Here is a 17,845-nt window from a genome sequence, read left to right on the forward strand (position 1 = left end):
CGTATAAGGAATTCAGTCAAGAATTTTTGCCCGAATTCCTTTACCGCTTGGGCGGCGGACCCCTGCGAGGACCTGACTGACCTTTTTGTCCGAAGCCCTGTGGCGCTACTTTTGGCTTATCGAGACTGGAATCGTAATGCAGGGGTATTTCCTTGGAAAAAAGGAAAGTCAAAAGGCGCTCGATTTCCATGTCGCTCACACGCGCCAGCTTTTCGCCCTTTTCCGTGCGGAACGTCTGACAATAAGCCTCCAGCTGATCCGGAGACACAGGCTGGAATTCCTTTGTTGCCGGTAAACGCACCTGGAAACCTTTATCCAGCTTCTCGATCAACAGACCTTTCATGCGACCGGCCGGGTTCGAGAACAGGATGTTACGGCCCATAAGCACCTCAAGACACTTCTTGGGGTCAGATGCACGAGAAGCTCTATCAAGCAGAGCCTTTAGCTTGCGCTGATTGACCAGAACCGAACGATGGCGGACCCCTTCCATGTCGTACCAGGCAACGAGCGAACCGGCCTGAACATCCGTCGCAGCAGCAACGGCTTTCACCAGATTGCCGGACAGGAATGTCCTGATCTCCTTCACACTGCCTTTCGGTGCCCGGTCAAAGACGGCAAGGTCAGGATTAAGCTGATCAGCCGGACGAGTCTGTATGATCTGGAATTGAGGATCACGCAGAATTGTCGCAAAAGAGACCTCCTTAATGTGACCTTCCCCGGGCAAAGCGTAACGGACACGCCATTGGCCAGGATTGTGCAACAGAGCCACCTCAGGCGGCAACACGTCGACGATGATCCCGTGTTTACGGTCATCATCTTCGTCTGGAACCGTGATGCCGACCCCTGGAGCTGTTATTGAGATAAGGTTCTGGAGGAAAGTGAGCTTGGTATCGAGACGCTTGACCGCGTTATCTTCACGATCCTTCAAAGCCGTATCGACCGAGATTAGGCGGCCGGATACAGCAGTTTGCAGGACATTGCGACGGTTCTTCTTGATCAGATTGATCTCGCCCTCAAAGAAGGGGCCAACCGCGTTGCCGCTGGCCTTTCCGAGACGCGCACGCGCTTCCCGGATCGTTTCCAGTACACGAGCAGAGGATAGGGGATCGCGCTGGCTCTCGCCTTCCATTGTCACGATTTCGACCGACCGGCCAAATACCGGACCATCATCCTCGTTGCCGGGTTCGTAGACTTCGCGAGAAACTTCCTTCCACTGCCCCTTGAGTTCACGGGTTCCACGGGGCGTTTTGCCCTGTGCCTTAAGCCCGGCCAGCATGTCAGCATAGCCAGCCTGCAGGCGCTCGAAAATTGCCTCCTGTTCGCTTGTTTTCAGGAAACACAGGCGCTGCAGCAGCTTGTTGATGTAATAGAGTTCGGCTTCAGCGACTTCCTGGTCGATGTTCTTCATCGCGATGCCCATGCGCTCGGCCAGACGGGGCTGATCCTCCAGCATCCGCTGGGCGATTTCATTGCCAACGCTGTCGATGATATCCGGCACATCCATAGCCGTTGCATTCTCAGCATTCGCCGACACGTTGGCAGACAACATGGCGAGCTTGCGGTTCTCGTTCGCGAGCGTACGGACCTGGGAAGGCAAGCCGGTGCCAAGGGTCTTGAAGAAGGGCGTCGAGACCTGGCCACGGCGATTGACGCGACCGAAGAACTGAACGCGTTCGACAACGTTCGCCGCGATCTGCAACTCGATCATGGCGCGCTGACGCCTGTCGGCAAAGTGAGCAGCAGCGTGAAGCGAGAGGCCCGTAGAAGCGGCCCTGGTGAGGACGAGGCCATCAATACGGCCTGAGTTGAAGCCAACGATGGTTTCGTTGCGGAGCGGGGGCTTATACGGGATGTACTTGCCGTTCTCGACCCGCATTCCACGCGCAGAGATTTCGTTCATGACCCATGGACGAGGAATTTTCCCAGCAGCGTGGAGGTCTCTCGAAATGGCTTCAACCTTATCTCGAATGTCATCGATAGGTGACAAGGAAAGATCAGGGAATGCGTCGATCATATCCTGCAGGTTCTTTGCCTCTGCAACGCATATCGGGTCATCGACCTTGATGCGTTCCGGGTCCTTCTTCGGGACTTTGTAGGACATTTCCATGATGCGAGAGAGCATCAGGGACAATGCATCTCGGAAAGCCGGAGGCTTCGCTGAAGGGTCGGTATTCTCGACGCCATCCTCCTCAGCAGACACGGGTGAACTATCATTGATGGTGGTGTCCTCGGCGGATGGTATGTCATCCGACAGCTCGCGCATCAACGATTCCATCGTCTGTTCGATAACAATGACCGGCTTGATATCGCGCATGAGGTAATCGACGCATTCCTCGACGCAATGATCGACGGAAAGTGCGGTCATGAACTGACGCATCAAAGGCTGCAGACGCGAACCGAAGTTGGCGGTGTACCAGCGCGGTTTGTTCGGTTTTCCCTCAGGGTTGCCAATCTCTTCGTTCCGGTTTTCGATCTCGTCATTGACGAGGTATTGCAGTTTCGACAGCTTCACGAGGATCGGGGCCAGTGCATCTGCAATCGCAGCATTGCGTGCCTTTCGCTTATTGTCGAAAACGACTTCGATGTTGATCTCGGACAGGTCGTGCTCGCGACGAACAAGAACACCGTCTTCGGCAAGCGATTCAGACAACACCTCGGCAAGAACGTTGCCGGACTGCAGGAGAAGCTCCCTGGCGGTTTCGGTACGCAGGGAAGGGGGTAGAACACGTAAATAGGCAAGGAGACTTGAAACGCGACGGGCAAACGTCGCTGACGATCTCAGGACACCCCAGGCACGGGCAAGTGCAATCTCAAGCGTCTGCGAGGTGTTGGAGCCGTCACCAGCCGCGTTATGAGCTTCGTCGACAAGAACAAAGGCCCCGTCAGCCACATTCTCAAGGAAATCCCCCTTGGCAGAATGCAGCTGATTGAACTGGGAGTAGGTGCACATCATGAACTTCATGCCATCCGGCAACTTGCCGGACTTGATGACCTTCTTCAGCTCCTTGTCTTCCATGGCCTGGAAAAGAATGTCTCCGTTCAATGAGCTGACGTCGACAATGTCTGAACCGCTGTTCAAGAGGAAGGGCTGGCCCAGGAACTTGTCCGCGCCAATGTCTTTCAAATCGCGCCAGAAGTCGGAGAAGAGGTTGGCTTTCTCGGTGATGAAAACGAGAGGCTTGTTGGAGACGACAGCGGCAAGAGCGAGACCGGCAAGAACGCGGCCCTTACCGAGACCCGTCTGGTCGGCAAGAATGAATTCACGACCGCGTTCCGTGGCAGCGATACCAAGCGCAATAGCATCGATCTGCTCCGGGGAAAGCACCTTCTCCATCTCATGGACGGTCATGTCCAGGCGACCGGCGACGAAATCATCGATGGGGCCATAGAAAGCCTCCACACGCTCAAGGGCTTTTCGCGTGGGCTCCGCCATATTCACCGGTATCATGGCGATGGGTGTGCCGAGTTTGGAACCGGGATGGTATTTCACCTGGAACGGATTGACGGGTTTCGGAAGCGTCACCTTCGTCGGAGCCTTGTAGAAAGGCGAGGGACCGCGAACACGGAAACGCGTATCGTCCAGGTCCATGTGGACAGCACGCATAAGCGGGAAAGCGGCCCTGAGTTCCCGTAGCTTCAGATCACGTCCTCTGCGCGCCCAAACGGTCTTTGGCCCCTTGATCTTTCTGAACCCAGCTTTCCGCAAATTGTCTTCGACAGCGTCGGCAAAGGGCGAATTGGCGCGAATAAGAAGTGCGGTTTCCGACGGCGTGTCGTCAAAGCTCGCGACACGCAATTCAGCACCAACGTGTCCGAGGTTTACCCACTCAATTTGTTCGCTCACGGGATGAATTCCTTGTTTGATGCCTGATTCTAGCGTCCATCTATGAAAAGAAAAAGTGTCGAGACACGTAGCATAGACTCAAGTGTTGACATATTTACGAGCTTGGCTAAGGTCAGCGCAAAGGAGACCCGGATGACTGAACCGATGTTTACGATCTACCGCGAAGAGGGAGACGATCTTTCTTCCGACTACGGCGCAGGACCAAAATGGTATGCGGATGCCTTTTCACGGGAAGAGACGAAGAAAATCATGTCGCAGGCAAGAGCAGCCGACAATCTCGCAGCCATTCATGCGGTACATGAAAACGGACTTCACTACGTCCTGACCGTCGATGGCGAACTGATCGAGGACGAGTTTGCGAACACGCACGCGAAAGCCCCGGGTCTTTAAGCGGTTCCTCTTCAGGTCGACCTTCGAAGTCCTGATGCAGGACCCAAGGGTCGATTATATTTGCGACGAAAGAGCAAACGGAGACGGGATCACTATCACATTGAAGTCCGGATGGACTTTCGATACTCAAGACAACTGTCGCGAACATAGGGCGATGACAGTGGCTTCTGCCTTGAAAGCGGTCCGAAAGTCCATCGAGATCGACGATTTTTCAAGCAACGAGGTCTCAATGAATGGGCTTGGAAAACCCAACGACTGACGGGCAACCATATGCCTTAAGACGAGACGCCATCCAGTCAATCTCAGGCCTATTGTGCAACCAGCATGAGCCAAATCGGTTTTCAGCATCCTTCGCAACAACAAGAACCTTTTTGCCGGGATTACGATCCGAGCAGGGCGTCTTTCTGCCCGTCATTTCAGACGTCAAACGTCCATTAGCTGTCTCAACCGACTTCATGGTTTCATTGTTCAGGAAAATCTCCACGAGAAGGTCACCGGCATAAAGATCGGCCTTCCATTCCAGGTCCAGGAAAAAGTGGTACCGCACATCCAGCCCGTGAATGTGACGAAGAACGGAAAGAACATAAGCTTCCTTCCAACCCGTGTAGAACCCCATTCCCAGGCGGTATCGGATCGTGCGCAAATGAAGGCTGCCTTCAAAATCCACATCCTTTGCCCTGGCCGAAATGCCGATGGCGTCGAGTGCATGGCGAAGGAAATAGTCTTCATTCTCCAGATGAAAATTCCAGAACTCAGTCCACAAGAAGGGACGCCTATAAAGCTCAAGAACTGTATGAAAACTCAGCATGATGGGCGCGGTCGGCGTCACGTTTTTGATAAGGCTCGTCTGCTCCTTACCCTTCAAAGTGCCAAGCGCGTGCTCGCCTGACATCGAAGCCAGACGCCGGACATGTGCCATGATTTCATCGGGCTTGATTGTGAATAGAGTTTCGTGTCGAAATCCCCTGTAGACGCCATACCACTTGGCGAAATCGGGCCGCTTCTCGCTGTTTCGGGTCATCCAGCGTGTGAAGCCGGACTTCACTTCCCCTCCAGCGTTTTCAATGAAGCGTTCGACATCGGACCAATCGGTAGAAAGGGGCTTCGACTGGCTCGTGCGGCCTGTGAATAGCAAATCGGTATAACGCCCGACACGCGATGTCGGGACGGCGACCAAGGAATTCTGCATGAAATTTAAACCAAAAGGAATTAAGACGAAAAATGGTCGCCTCAACATGGAATTCGGTCAACAAAAAAGGCGACCCGAGGGCCGCCTTTCTGCATTAAAGAAGATCACAAGATCAGTTCGGGGTCAGGCCACCGGTCTGATCCGGAATCTGCTCGTCAGCAGGACCGTCTGCCGCAGGAGCAGCATCCTTCTTCGGCTGCAGGTCGGCAGCCAGGCTCTGACGCTTGGCAGCGAGAGAAGCGAAGTGAGCGGCAACTTCCGGCGGGGTAACGTCCGTCGGGATGTCGAAGATCGAGTGGAACTCGGCGCGCTTGTTCGGCTGACCGTTGAAGGCCGAGCGAACAGCGTGAGTGCCGGTTGCGTACCAGTTTCCGATACCGTTTTCAAATTCGCCACGCTTGATGGTCAGGTGCGCACGGGTGTACATCTGGCTCATCACGAACTCGCCGTTTTCCTTGACGATTGCGTTGCCTTCATCGTCGAGACGGAACGACTTGAAGTTATCGCTGTCGAGCTTGCGGCCTGGCTTCATTGCCGACGGAAGCGACTTCGCGCCGGTGGAGAAGCGGTAACCTGGAATAACTTCGATGATGTAGCCTTCCGAATCCTCGGCAGCGTTCTGATCAGCGATGTTGTTCAGGTAGAAGTCGAAGTTGCCATCCTTTTCAGGGCTCTCGTCTTCCTCGATCTGCTTGGCCAGGAATTCCTGGACAACGTCAACAGGCTCCTTCGGGGTGCCGTCTTCGTTGTAGGTCGGCCAGATGGTCTGTGCGGCCATCGTCATCGGCGGGTTGATCTGGGACAGGCGAATGACGAGGAACGGGGAACCGCCGCCGTGATCCGGATCATTGTAGAGGTAGTTGATAACCTGGCTCTCAAGGAAATCCTGCTTGTCAGCAACCGGAGCTGCCAGATCGGTCAGCAGCATAAGGCGGTTCTGGCGCTTCGTCGGCTGACCGGTACGATCCTTGCCTTCCTTTTCTTCCTGAACCTGGACCCAGGCGTTGATGTGGATGTGGTCAAGAACAGCAGGCTTCTTGACTTCCCCGGTATCCGGATCGGTGACCGCGCCAAGTTCAGGGTACTGCTCAGGACGAGAATCAGCCTGGCCGCAATGGAGCCAACCAGCGGTGATTTCGTCGGTCTTGAAGTCGCGCGAGGCGTTTTCGAGAATGATGATTGGGTTGGCACCCATCTTCGGACCGGAGTCCTTCTTCGCGCCCTTGCGGAAGTCAGCGAGGCCGTAACCCTGTTTGTCAGGATTGGTGTTCTTCTGTTCCTTGAGCTTGATCTTGACTTCCGTCAGGGATTCGCCGTTCTCGCCGCGCTCGACCTGGAGACCGAAAGCGGGCTGCAGCAGGGTAGCGATGATGTAATCATCCTTGTTCTTCTGCGGCGCGCGCTTTTCATTGACGTAGTTCGAGTCTACGAGATGAACGGACTTAAGGCGGACTGCGACGGTCTCGCTGCCACCACCGAAACCGGTGCCATTGTTGTTGCTCTGACGAGCTGGTTTGTTGAATGCCATGTTGTTCGACCTTTCTGTGTTCGAAAACGCTGAGTGCTTTTCATTCTGAATCGGGTTCTTCAATCTATTCGGGGTCGAGGTTTCTACCAAATCGACTCGTGAAATCGAGAGAAGGTCTCACAGATTAACTGCAAGGAAATCTTTTTTGATCCTCTTGCAAGAAACCATCAAAAAATATCGGCGAGAAATTCATAACGCAAGGAGTTTCTGGAAAAAAGCCCACAGAATGAGGTCATTCAAAAAAGCTGCGTCGATGTTTCCTGACCCAAAGCGGCGAGAATTCCTTGCGAATTGCCCTTGAGCCAGTCGATATAGCGCTTTCCGCCAAAGCAATCGTCACCCTCTCTGTTTTCTTTCCAGAATTCCATCACACAAGAATCCTGGTGTTCGCATGAAAGACACTCGGGATTGCCGTTACGGGTTGCCTGGCGACGCAGATAGGAACGACGAGACGGTGACGATAGGACCTCGTGAAAATCCTGTGTCAGGATATTCCCGAACGGCTTCATGAATTCCTTCCAGCCGTTCTCGTAATCAGGGAGAACAAAATCACCGTTTGGCATCAGAAATAGGGTCTGGGCAGCAATATTCGCGAGCCCATCTCTTTCGGCCTGCGAAAGGATGAAGCGCATCTGACCGATTTCCGGTACATGCTGCCCGGCTTCTTTCCGCCTCAGCCAGTGCTGGGTCAAAGCGGTCATGAATTCGGACCAGCGCTCCATCGTTGGCGCATATTTGTCGTAGGAGCCGTTCGAGTTCTGCTCATTCCACATGAAGGGGAGCCAGCTTGTCTCACTGATGCCGAGATCGGAAAGATAATCAAGTGTACGCTCCGGGCCTTGTTCAAGTAGTTCATGGTTGACGACGCTGATCGTCGAGACGCGAAGGCCTTGTTCTTTCGCAGCCCGGACACGACGTTCCCACTTGCGGACATAGGCACCGCCTCGCATATCCCCGTCATATGAGGTCTGAAACTCACCAGCACCATATTCCCTGAACACGTCGAACCAGGGATCGCGCACGGAAACGAGCGACGTCAGCACGATGTGCTTGACGAAATAGCCTTTGTCGGCCGTGAACACGCCATTTATCCGATCCGCCATCTCTTTGAACATCGGGATGCCCATAGACGTCGGCTCGCCGCCGTACCAGTAACAGATCACCGTCCGATCCTTGACCGACTTGGAATCCCAATAGGCATCGATCTTCCTGCAGGCGAGTTCGATCATGTCAGGGGACAATATTGTCTTGTCGGCGCGCTCTTCCTTGCTGAGATAGCAATGGGGGCAGGTAAGATGGCAATAGAGGCTCGGCATCAACGTGAATACGAAGTAGCCAGATTCGATACTGTCCCCCGTTTTCGCCATTTCAGCCAAATCTCCGTGTATCGTGTCGCCGCCGATTGCAAAGTCAGATATTACGGAGGAAAATCCTTTAAAGAAAGAGGCCATTTACGCTTGAAATTGGAGTGGCTGGTTCAAAGAATTCCTTTTACAGGATTGGGTGTGGAATGGCGAAGACATATCTCTATCAGATTAACGTTACACGTGATTGCAATCTGCGCTGCACGCACTGCTACATCAGCTCGTTCGTGAAGAAGATATCGGGCGAGATGGAAAAGGAAAACGTACTCAAAATCGCACGCGGCATCGCCAAGCATATGAAGGAGATCGGCTACGATGTCGCCGAAATCCACCTGATCGGCGGCGAGCCTACTATGCTGGGCCCTGAATTTTTCGAAGAGGTTATGCCGAAAGTTCGGGAAATCCTTTCCGGTCACGGCTTCCATTTTGAACTCTGCCTGGTCTCGAACCTGATGCACCCCGAAATCCTCCGCTTTGCGAAGCTGTTCGACCGGATCAACACATCCTGGGAACCGGTATCGCGCTTTCCAAAGCCAAAACTCGAAAAGAAATGGACGGATAGCCTCAGAGCCCTGCAGGATGCCGGGATAAAGTTCGGCGTAACGACAGCGGTAACGAAGCCGGTTGTCGATCTCGGTGCCGACAAAATCCTGGAGCGGCTATACCACATCGAAAAGATCAAGAATATCCATTTCGGTTTCTTCATCCCGAGCGGCGATGGCCTCGACAACATCAAGGACATCTTCCCTGAGTTCCACGAGACGTCGAAGTTCCTGATCGACGCGGCGGAATGGTATAAGCGGCACCGGGATGTCGACCCTGACCTGTACGTCAACCCGGCAGAAAGCATGCTGGCGGCTATCCACACCAACACGCCAATGGACGACATCGTTTGCCCGATCATCGCAGGCAGCATGGATATCGACTGGAATGGCAACGCGGCAACCTGTCTTGAAGCAGGCGGAAATCGTGATGCCGTGTTCTCAGGCAACGTGATCGAGACATCGGTCTCAGAGGTGGCAAACCTGCCATCTTACAAAAAGGATGTGATCAAGGCGGCAAAGCCGCACAAGGCCTGTATCGGTTGTGACGCCTACGATTTTTGCCGATCCGGCTGCGGCGTCCTGGCAAAACACTGGAACCCGGAAACCGACAAGGACTGCCCAGGGTTCAAGGGCTTTATCGACCACATGCGCACCATGCATACGAATGGCATGGTTCCGAAGTACAGCGTGTATGCTGGCGGCAACATGGGGTGCTGAAATGACCCTGAGAGCGCTGACTATCCCCAATCACGAATATCTAAGGAGCCTGTTCACGTCACAGCAGTTGCTGGCGGTTGGGAGGAACACGGCAATCGCCGGGGTGGGTCTGTCCTTTCTGAAGCTTGATAACCGGCTAAAGGCTCCGAAGGCCGTCGCTTATAGCCTTCAAGGCTGCGGTCTGAAAAATACGGCGCGCGCGGCGAGCGTCGTGCTGATCTGTGACGACTGCGACCATATCCAGAGAGCTGGAGAACTCAAGGAAGCGACATTGATCGTCAAAAGGGCGTTGAACCTGTTGCGCAGTCCCCTCCGACACACAGGATTGGAACTGACCGGCCAGTCATTTTCAGAAGCAAAAATCTACCTGCAAACGAACATTAAGGATGAACATCTCGTCGATGGCCGCATAAACCACAGTCCAGCGGACCTAGAAGACGATCTGCAGGTACTCGGCCACTTGTGCGAGTTCTTGCACCTCGAAGCCAAGAAGGCCTGTGCCATGACTGCTGCAGTTCGTCATGCTGCTGGATTGGGGCTCGATATGGTCGGCCTGGACCTGCGACATGATGGTCGCATCGAGTTGAAGCTCTATTTCGCGCCACCCGAAGGCGTTGCGGGCTTGAGCGGAGCGGGCGGCTACTCCAGGGCAGAACGTGCACTGGCTGCTCTTCACGCTGCTTCGATGACCTATTTCCAGCCTCAGTCATGGGCGGCCCTTAGAGAGATCATGACCAGCAACCCGACGCTCTGTCTCAATCAGATATCCGCAGAGATGCAGCCCTCAGGTCTTATGAAGAGTAAGCTCTATTTCGATTTGTGGAAACGTGAAAAGACCTTTGACGCTGACCAAAGCGCCGCAGATTTCTCATTCGATGCACTTGAAGGCCTGCGTGTAGCATTCAGGCGGCCGGGCATATCCTTTCCGGCAGCGGCTGATCTCAGGGCTCTGAAGGAAGAGGCCGAAAAAGGCGAGTTTGTCCTTGATGCATTCTGCCTGGAGACACTTGGCGAAGAAGCCAAAATCAAAATCTATATTCGCCCAGCCGGTAACACCGATGGAGACGGTATGACCTGGGAGAGCGAACATCAATGAAGGCCGTTCAAAAGCGCGCAGCAGAGCTGCAAATTCAGATCGATGATGTCTACGCTTGCCTGGGTCAGTGTGCTGGCTGCGTTCTTGCAGCCGATGAGCGGCGGGTCTCCAATCCCGATATGTCACCGGCGATCCTCGATCTTTCCGTTTCCAGGCTGAAGGAACACGCGGCAGCGATGGCTCCCCTGAAACGGGTAAACGTGACGTTCGGAATTGCCGACCACATCTTAATCGGGGCTGATTACATTGTTGATCTGCACCGTCGAGGCAGTGAGATCATCAAGGCAGGTAACCCGGAAGATCGGCAACATAGCGCTGTCTTCTTCACCACATCCCTGGTCGGAAAGCCGTCCAAGGTGATTGCGATGATGCAAGATATCCGAAGCCGGATCGGCGATGAGGTCCAACTCATTCCCCTTGTGGTGCTCGACGGCCGATGGATCGAGGAAGCCAAGTTCGGACTGCTCTGGAAGGAGATGGTGCTGGAGGCCAAGGCGCTCTTTGGAAAGGTCGATCTGTCGACCAATCTGTCAGTCGACTCCATCAACGTGATGTCACCGGTTCAGCTCGTGAAGTTCGCCAAGGACAATGGATTTGACGAGGTTACGATCAACTGGGCACCAACACTCCTGAATGCCCCGAAAACGCTTTCCGAAAACGCAAAGATGGCGAAATGGCTCCTGGAATTCGACGCGCTTGCACAAGCGGGCGTCGAACAGATCACCACCAGCTTCCGTCCCGTGATCGAGCGGACTATCGATGCCCTGATGTGCACCTATGACGGAACACCTCCCTCTTTGATGTCTACAGTGACTGACCTCGTCCCTGAAACCATCCTCAAATCCATCGAAATAGACCATCTGGGTCACCTGCTGCCCAAATTCGAAGCGATTGGCGACATCACCCATGCTGACCGACACGGAATGCAGAACCTTGGTCACATCGCGGAAGCGCCAATCGCAACCTTGATCGATCAGGCGATGCCGAAGGTCGCCAGGAAGATCGCAGCAATCCATGCGAAGGGGTCATGTGCGACCTGCAAGTATTCTGCGGTCTGTGCCGGTACCGGCTTCCACATTGCGACCAATGTGGCTCGATTGAGCGGTGTCGGACTGGGCGGCCAGGGTAATTGCCCACATGTCGCATTCGGTTTGATCGACCGGATTGCCGAAGAAATGATGGCACGTCATCAGGAACGGGGGCTTGTAGCATGAGCGACCGTCTCAAGACCTTTGTTGAAGCACTCATGGCGCAAAGAGCTGGCGAAGCCGCTCGCTGCTTGAGCCCGTCCTTCACCAGGCATGATGGGCTGACGAAACAGGCCTTCATAGAACACGAGATCGAGGAGTTTCGGCAACGACTACTTCTTGATGAGCGCTCACCCGTAATCCAGGTCTCACCCCTGTCAGTAACAAGACACGAAATCCGCGTCGTCGCCAAAGGGCTGATCTACGCGACGGATTTCGAGGTCGACAGTGAAGGCTTTATCTGCTCCAACGGCAATGTCGTCGAATGCGTGCCCAAGCTACGCCGCCATCGAGGCAAGATCGACCGTGCGGCAGCTGTCCGTAGCCGGGATTTTCTTATTCAGACGATTACGCCCAGATTTCCTGTTGCGGACTGTCACCTGACGGTCGCGCCTGAAAGAGGACTGTTTTCCTATTTGCATTTTTCGAACGAAATTGATCCGGCGCAATCTTTCACCGGGTCACTCAGGGTGATGATGAAGAATGCAAGCAGTGCGAACGTCAGGATAGATTTCCCGGGGTTCGACAGATTTGCAGACTGGCAAGAGAAGGAATTCTTCCCGATCATTGAGGGCAACAGGGTAAAACTCCCGCTGGGGAAATCGAGACCCTGGAGCGCCAGCGCCTGGCTCGATGACGGTTCATACGTTTCAATTGACCGACCGGAACCAGGTCTCGAATGGAACCTGAACCGGTCGGTCGCAAAAGCAATGGTAACAGATGCCCTGGATAACGACTGGGTGGCGGAGACAGAACAATGAGTAGAGGCGCAACCGATATTTCGATTGAAGTGTTCAATCACTGTTCCGGATCGTGCACCGGGTGCATGTTGACCGTTGCGGAGCGCAAGGTTCTGACACCGGTCATGCAACCTTTTGCTTTTGGTAAGGCTATGAGAGCGGTTGCCGATTATGGACAAAAGACCGGGACGGAATACCGGCCAGTCCTGGTCTATGGCGACATTCCCTGGCTGCCGGTCGATCTTCAGAACCGTTATTACGCCGCCGCAAGAGATGTGGGCTTGCCTATCGGCCTCACGATGACGTTCGTAGAGCCTGATCGCATCGAGAATTACAAAAGAGGCCTGGATGCAGTTCTATCGCTGGGACTGGACCCGGTTTTCGACATCACGGTCGATCCGATCAGGCTCTTCAAGGACGAAGGCTATCATGAACGTGTCCTGATGGGTGCCAGATTGGCTCCGGAACTTCACCTTCAAATGCTGCTTTCCGAAGCTGTCTTGACCAGGAACACCCCGGAGGAACTGGCGCTCAAGATCAGCGACGCATTAGAGCATCGCCCGATATCGCTCGGCTTCACACCAGCGCTGTCGAGGCTAGAGGGCGTGAACTTCAAGTACGAGGTTGGTAGCGCCGCGAAATGGGCCAGGCGGTTCTATAACGCGACCAAGGAGGGAAGGCGTCTCCTAAAAGCGGAGCTGGACCGGTATGAAGTCGGAAGGCACTACGAAGACTTCATCGCGCAGACGTTCCACATCGGGCCGAACCTGTCGATCTGGCAAACCGGATACACACTTTTCGGCGATGTCATCATGGATGAGCGCAACGGCGGGAAATCCCTGGGAACGCTCGGACAGGAAAGTCTCGATGATATCCTGCATGGAAGAGCTGCAAAGCGTGCCGCCGCCCTCGGGGAAGCCGGAATGTCGGAAGGCGAGTTCAACTGCCATGACTGCAGGCATTTCGCCTCATGCGCATTCCATGGCGTCGGGGCTGTCAGACGCGTCTATCGTGGTCATGAAAGCAGAACCGGATCGTGCCACGGGCCGATTTCTTTCGAGGAAGCTGCATGACGGTCCAAGGCCTTCCTTATCTCATCGTGACGATGGATTATACAACGACATGCGCGGGAACCTGCCCGACATGCGTGCTGGGGAAGGCCGAACGGCTCGAAACCGGGCCTGCATCAACAGTTGAAGCGATTTCTATCGGGATGAAAGCCGCTGCAGCACACTATGGTTATGTGGAGACACTGGCTGTTGGGATAGGACGTGCGAACGTCTTGATGCTTCCCCATAGCTCCATCGCAGAAATCGTTGAAATCCTTGAAATTGCGAAACGCGAGTTCAAGTACGGCTCCATCATCGCGGAGATTTCCACGTCGTTGATCGGCAAGATCGAACCGCAGATTGAGCGAGCCAAGAAACTGGCAATCGCTCTCGAAGGAATTGGTGTCGACGCGAGATTCGTCGTTGTCGGGAACACTGCGCTCGTTTCGGAAAAGTATTGGGCAAACCTGGACCAATTCCTCGGAGCCATGGAAGAATTCCGAGGTGGGCGCAAGGTCGAAGATAATGGTGATATCCTGCAGCTCGCACTCAGCGTTGAGAGCTTGCCGAATCCTGAAAAGCTAGTTTCACGCATGATTGGCTACGGCTTTCCCATCAACGTGGCCTGGGCTCCAGGTCATGATAGTGGTGCACGCAGTGAAGAAGGCCTCAAGCGACTAGAGGACTGGCTCACCGATTTTTACGGCCTCAGCATCACTCATGGCCTGGATTCCTCGCTGGTCAATCGTATCGGCGCTGCAGTAGATGTCGCCATGCCTACCCTGACAGAAGCAGCACAGCACGCCGCCAGATCGTCCGAAGCAATCGTTTATATCTCGCCAGACGGTCAATGGCACAACGGGCTCTTTACGGCCCTTGCGGAAATGGACCCGGTCCGTTTCGATCCGGTGCCGACAGATAAGACCATGGCAGGCGTCTCGGCGCGTGAACTGAGACAGTTCATGACCAATCCGGCTTGCACAGCCTGTCCTTTTACCGGACCATGCGTAAGTGCTGGAGGGCACAAGATTGCACAAATCGCCCTTCGGAACTTCACCCAAGGCACAACCACCTGTCCGAATGGCTTGCAGAAATCATTCGCCAAGGCAACACAAGCAAAAACGAACAATTCCCGCGAGGCCGTCCATGCTTTCTCATAATCGCCTATTCGACCGCCGGGGATCAACGCTGGGCATTATGGACGACCTCCAGGTTGCCGTACACACCTACGACGGTTGCGCCAGGGGCTGTTCAGGATGCGTCGTCGACAAGCATTTCAAAAACAATTGGCGAATGAGAAACATCATTCCGGTGAAGGATATGATGCTGATCGATCAGCGCGTGAAGGAATACTACGCGTGGATCAAGGAAAACGTGAACACGCAGGACAAGGGCTATTTTGGCAAAAGCGGCTTCACCGTAGACCATCATTCCTACACTTTCCGGTTTGGAAACCACTCGGAACTACCGGCTGACATGCTCGATGAGATCGCCGGTTCCTGCGTGAGCGATTTCCGCGTTTTTTCCACAGCCCCATCTGACGAGATACACAAATTCGTCGATCTCCGGAAAAGGTACCCTGGAAGTTACTACCTGGAAATCATCTATGATCCCGTTGCCGATAAAGCCCAAGATATCCGCGACATGATCATCGACATGCGCAGTCATGGAATTCTTGGATATCCGGAAGTTCTCATCACCCAACGATTGATCAAGGCGTTCAGCCCGGAACGGTTCGTTGAGGAAGCGCTCGGCCCTCTCGGCGATATCGGCACCCAGCTCCAGCTCGGACGATATACCCCCTCGAAAACGCGCGGTTTCAAGACCAGCCAGGTTGTCTCAGTCGACGAAGAAGTCGAATGGATGACTGCTGTCAGTAGAGGAATTCTTGACCGAAAATACGATATTCACCCGATTCCGATTGGAGAATATGCCGTCACCTTCCTTGACGAGTACAATGAGGTCGAAGCTATCGGCCTGGACGGAAGGATTGACGAGAAACTCCTGCCAGAACCAGAGCCATTCGACATCGACAATGTGAGGCGCAAGACAAAGGATATCTTCCTGTCTTCACTCTATATCGATCACAACCTTGACCTTCACGTCTGGTCGGAATCGATGGGTCAGCACGTCCTCGACAGAAACTTCGGTTTCGAGCCGCTGGGCAATGTTCGTGATCGCCCCATCCATGAGTTCATCACCGAACCGAACGGTGTCATGAACAAGATGCTGAACGAGGTCATCAGAAACCTCGTTACCAATCGAAAGTGCTCTGGTTGCCGGTACAAGAGCTTCTGCGCGAGCCACGCCATCCCGCTCTTTCGCAAATGGCAGCAGGACGATGGCAAGCACTGCTATGGATATCTGCCTGTCATTCGCGAGTTTCAAAGTGACCGACCTTTCCTTAGGAACATGGTCGACGGGTTCAAGGAACTTGGTTTCTGATGAGGGCCGTCATCGCGCCTCACTTGACGGACCTGACCAGATACACAGGAAACGGTCCTGATCGACATCGGTCGGAGGAAGCGACGGTTTCGATCATTGGACGGCTCGAAGACCTGCGGCAGATCGAGGAAATCGACTACGCGGACTATCACGTCTGCCTGGATCACGCGCAGCAACGAGCCAGACACCGGCATCACCATGATCCGGCCATTCCTTTCAAACTTGGCAATGAAGATGTCCTTCAGGTCTTTCTGTACGGACTAAAGCCGGACCCGGAAGTGTTGGAAGTCGGCCTTCGAATGAAAGATGGTCGTCATTTTGCGTTGAAAGGGGAAATTCATCCGCAGCAGGAGGTAAAATTCCTATCTAGGATGTCCGGAGTGGACGATTGGACCATGGTCGTCGAAACCGCAACTCCACTTGATCTCATCATCCAGAGTAAAGTAGGGACACAGGAAAAAGAGACGCAGCGCTTGCTGCCACCTGGGCGGCATGAACTGGAGGTACACCCCTGGTTCTGCGAAAGATATGCGCTCTGCCTTTCCCCAGCCGATGATCCATTCGGATCGCTTGAAGTCAAGCACAGCTTCATCGGAGAGGTCGGAGCCTCATCCGGCCGGTTCTTGTGGTCAAAAAACAAGCTGTGGCTGCCGCCGACACGGACACTGCCTTCCTACATTTCACTCATCGTCGATTGCATCACGATGACGATGAACGATGCTATTGCGGAAGTGTTGCGGACAGCCGATGAAGTGGATGTTATATCAAGTCTCGCCAACGTGGCGCAGGTTCAATCAGCTTTGAGCGGATTCCCAAGCCTGCGTTCCAGAATCACCATCGCCGAGGAAGGGTTCGATGAAAGGGTTGATATTGCACTCGTCGAACCCGCAGACGACATCCCGTCCGATTGGACGGGTAAAACCTCATGCTTGCTCTTTAATGATCAGGCAAATCCGATGTTCAGGTCTCGACTGAAAGATACACTCTTCAGGCTGGAACATGATCGGAAATTGTCAGAGAAGGCCCTGGAGAGCCTTTGGACGACTGCCGAGGAAAACCACCAGCCAGAAGGGCGCACGGCAGCCTACGGCATCGCCTGGTCGACGTCATCGCAAACAGAGCAAAAGGGCAAGGTGTCTCTGTTGCGTACGATGGCGATGGAAACGGACGAGGTCAAAGCAGACATTCGGCGATATGCGGCCCAGCCCTTTAATGCGGATGTCTACAAGAGGTTTTCAGAAAAAGATTAGGTCCGGAGCGCATCCGCGACTAGTTCGAAGCGCAGGCAGATCATTGTCGTATGTGTGACAGCAAACGATTGCGTATTCCGGACACCCCGTTGGTATACTCTGACACTACATCCTGGGTTGGGCGCTCTGCATAAACGGATTGCCCATCTCGTTTGCTTTATCGACAGTCTTCTGATCGATGAAATCGGGTACCTCGATGCCTTCCATGTCGCACAACATTCCCCAAGCTCCGACGTCTGTCGGTGCAATGTTCGTGATGACATCAGGCGCGGCGTCGTCGAGCGCGCGAGCGAAGTTGTCATCCTGGTCGATGTGCCAACCGTTGATAGTGGCCATGATCGTTGCGCGTTCCTCGTGGGTCATCTTGTTTTCTCGGTTCTCAGGTGGGGTCCTACCCTCAAGTATTTGATGGAGTGCAGCATGGAGCAACCATAGTTCAGA

At 54.1% G+C, this 17,845-nt stretch carries 14 protein-coding genes; 9 read left to right on the forward strand and 5 right to left on the reverse strand.

The features are described 5' to 3' along the window. Positions 1 to 40 precede the first annotated feature (40 nt). A complete protein-coding gene (locus tag FFR93_RS08040; RefSeq protein ID WP_138392809.1) occupies positions 41 to 3,844 on the reverse strand; it encodes a strawberry notch C-terminal domain-containing protein in 3,804 nt (1,267 codons plus the stop codon). Between the two features lie 132 nt (positions 3,845 to 3,976). On the opposite strand from FFR93_RS08040, the gene FFR93_RS08045 reads away from it, so the two are divergent. Beyond that, a complete protein-coding gene (locus tag FFR93_RS08045) occupies positions 3,977 to 4,234 on the forward strand; it encodes a hypothetical protein (protein WP_138392810.1) in 258 nt (85 codons plus the stop codon). A gap of 226 nt (positions 4,235 to 4,460) precedes the next feature. Here the strand turns inward: FFR93_RS08045 and FFR93_RS08050 are convergent, their stop codons facing one another. From FFR93_RS08050 to FFR93_RS08060, 3 genes are all read right to left on the reverse strand, one after another. Further along, positions 4,461 to 5,423 (reverse strand): hypothetical protein, encoded by a 963-nt coding sequence (locus FFR93_RS08050; RefSeq protein ID WP_138392811.1) that lies wholly within the window; start codon positions 5,421 to 5,423, stop codon positions 4,461 to 4,463. Between the two features lie 112 nt (positions 5,424 to 5,535). Continuing rightward, complete coding sequence (locus FFR93_RS08055) at positions 5,536 to 6,951, reverse strand: hypothetical protein (protein ID WP_138392812.1); 1,416 nt, start codon at positions 6,949 to 6,951, stop codon at positions 5,536 to 5,538. 236 nt (positions 6,952 to 7,187) lie between these two features. After that, positions 7,188 to 8,318, reverse strand: a complete 1,131-nt coding sequence (locus tag FFR93_RS08060) for a radical SAM protein (RefSeq protein ID WP_138392813.1) — start codon at positions 8,316 to 8,318, stop codon at positions 7,188 to 7,190. A 143-nt stretch (positions 8,319 to 8,461) separates the two neighbouring features. Between FFR93_RS08060 and FFR93_RS08065 the strand changes: the two genes are divergently transcribed. The 8 genes from FFR93_RS08065 (at position 8,462) to FFR93_RS08100 (ending at position 17,404) form a co-directional block, all read left to right on the forward strand. Continuing rightward, on the forward strand, positions 8,462 to 9,577 hold the full coding sequence (locus tag FFR93_RS08065) for a radical SAM protein (protein ID WP_138392814.1): 1,116 nt from the start codon (positions 8,462 to 8,464) through the stop codon (positions 9,575 to 9,577). Further along, positions 9,552 to 10,673 (forward strand): hypothetical protein, encoded by a 1,122-nt coding sequence (locus FFR93_RS08070; RefSeq protein ID WP_138392815.1) that lies wholly within the window; start codon positions 9,552 to 9,554, stop codon positions 10,671 to 10,673. Before FFR93_RS08065 ends, FFR93_RS08070 begins: the two co-directional genes overlap by 26 nt. Continuing rightward, positions 10,670 to 11,887 (forward strand): hypothetical protein, encoded by a 1,218-nt coding sequence (locus tag FFR93_RS08075; RefSeq protein WP_138392816.1) that lies wholly within the window; start codon positions 10,670 to 10,672, stop codon positions 11,885 to 11,887. Before FFR93_RS08070 ends, FFR93_RS08075 begins: the two co-directional genes overlap by 4 nt. After that, positions 11,884 to 12,681, forward strand: coding sequence for a hypothetical protein (locus tag FFR93_RS08080; protein WP_138392817.1), 798 nt, complete (start codon positions 11,884 to 11,886; stop codon positions 12,679 to 12,681). Before FFR93_RS08075 ends, FFR93_RS08080 begins: the two co-directional genes overlap by 4 nt. After that, positions 12,678 to 13,733, forward strand: coding sequence for a hypothetical protein (locus FFR93_RS08085; protein ID WP_138392818.1), 1,056 nt, complete (start codon positions 12,678 to 12,680; stop codon positions 13,731 to 13,733). The genes FFR93_RS08080 and FFR93_RS08085 overlap by 4 nt, the downstream gene beginning before the upstream one ends. Beyond that, complete coding sequence (locus FFR93_RS08090) at positions 13,730 to 14,869, forward strand: hypothetical protein (protein WP_138392819.1); 1,140 nt, start codon at positions 13,730 to 13,732, stop codon at positions 14,867 to 14,869. Before FFR93_RS08085 ends, FFR93_RS08090 begins: the two co-directional genes overlap by 4 nt. A gap of 133 nt (positions 14,870 to 15,002) precedes the next feature. Further along, entirely contained in the window at positions 15,003 to 16,154 is a 1,152-nt protein-coding gene (locus tag FFR93_RS08095) for a hypothetical protein (protein ID WP_138392820.1), read from the forward strand. After that, complete coding sequence (locus FFR93_RS08100) at positions 16,154 to 17,404, forward strand: hypothetical protein (protein WP_138392821.1); 1,251 nt, start codon at positions 16,154 to 16,156, stop codon at positions 17,402 to 17,404. The genes FFR93_RS08095 and FFR93_RS08100 overlap by 1 nt, the downstream gene beginning before the upstream one ends. A 105-nt stretch (positions 17,405 to 17,509) precedes the next feature. On the opposite strand, the gene FFR93_RS08105 is transcribed toward FFR93_RS08100, so the two are convergent. Continuing rightward, positions 17,510 to 17,767, reverse strand: coding sequence for a hypothetical protein (locus tag FFR93_RS08105; RefSeq protein ID WP_138392822.1), 258 nt, complete (start codon positions 17,765 to 17,767; stop codon positions 17,510 to 17,512). Between the last annotated feature and the right edge of the window lie 78 nt (positions 17,768 to 17,845).

It is taken from the genome of Rhizobium sp. MHM7A (assembly GCF_005862215.1).
Classification (GTDB): domain Bacteria; phylum Pseudomonadota; class Alphaproteobacteria; order Rhizobiales; family Rhizobiaceae; genus Rhizobium; species Rhizobium bangladeshense.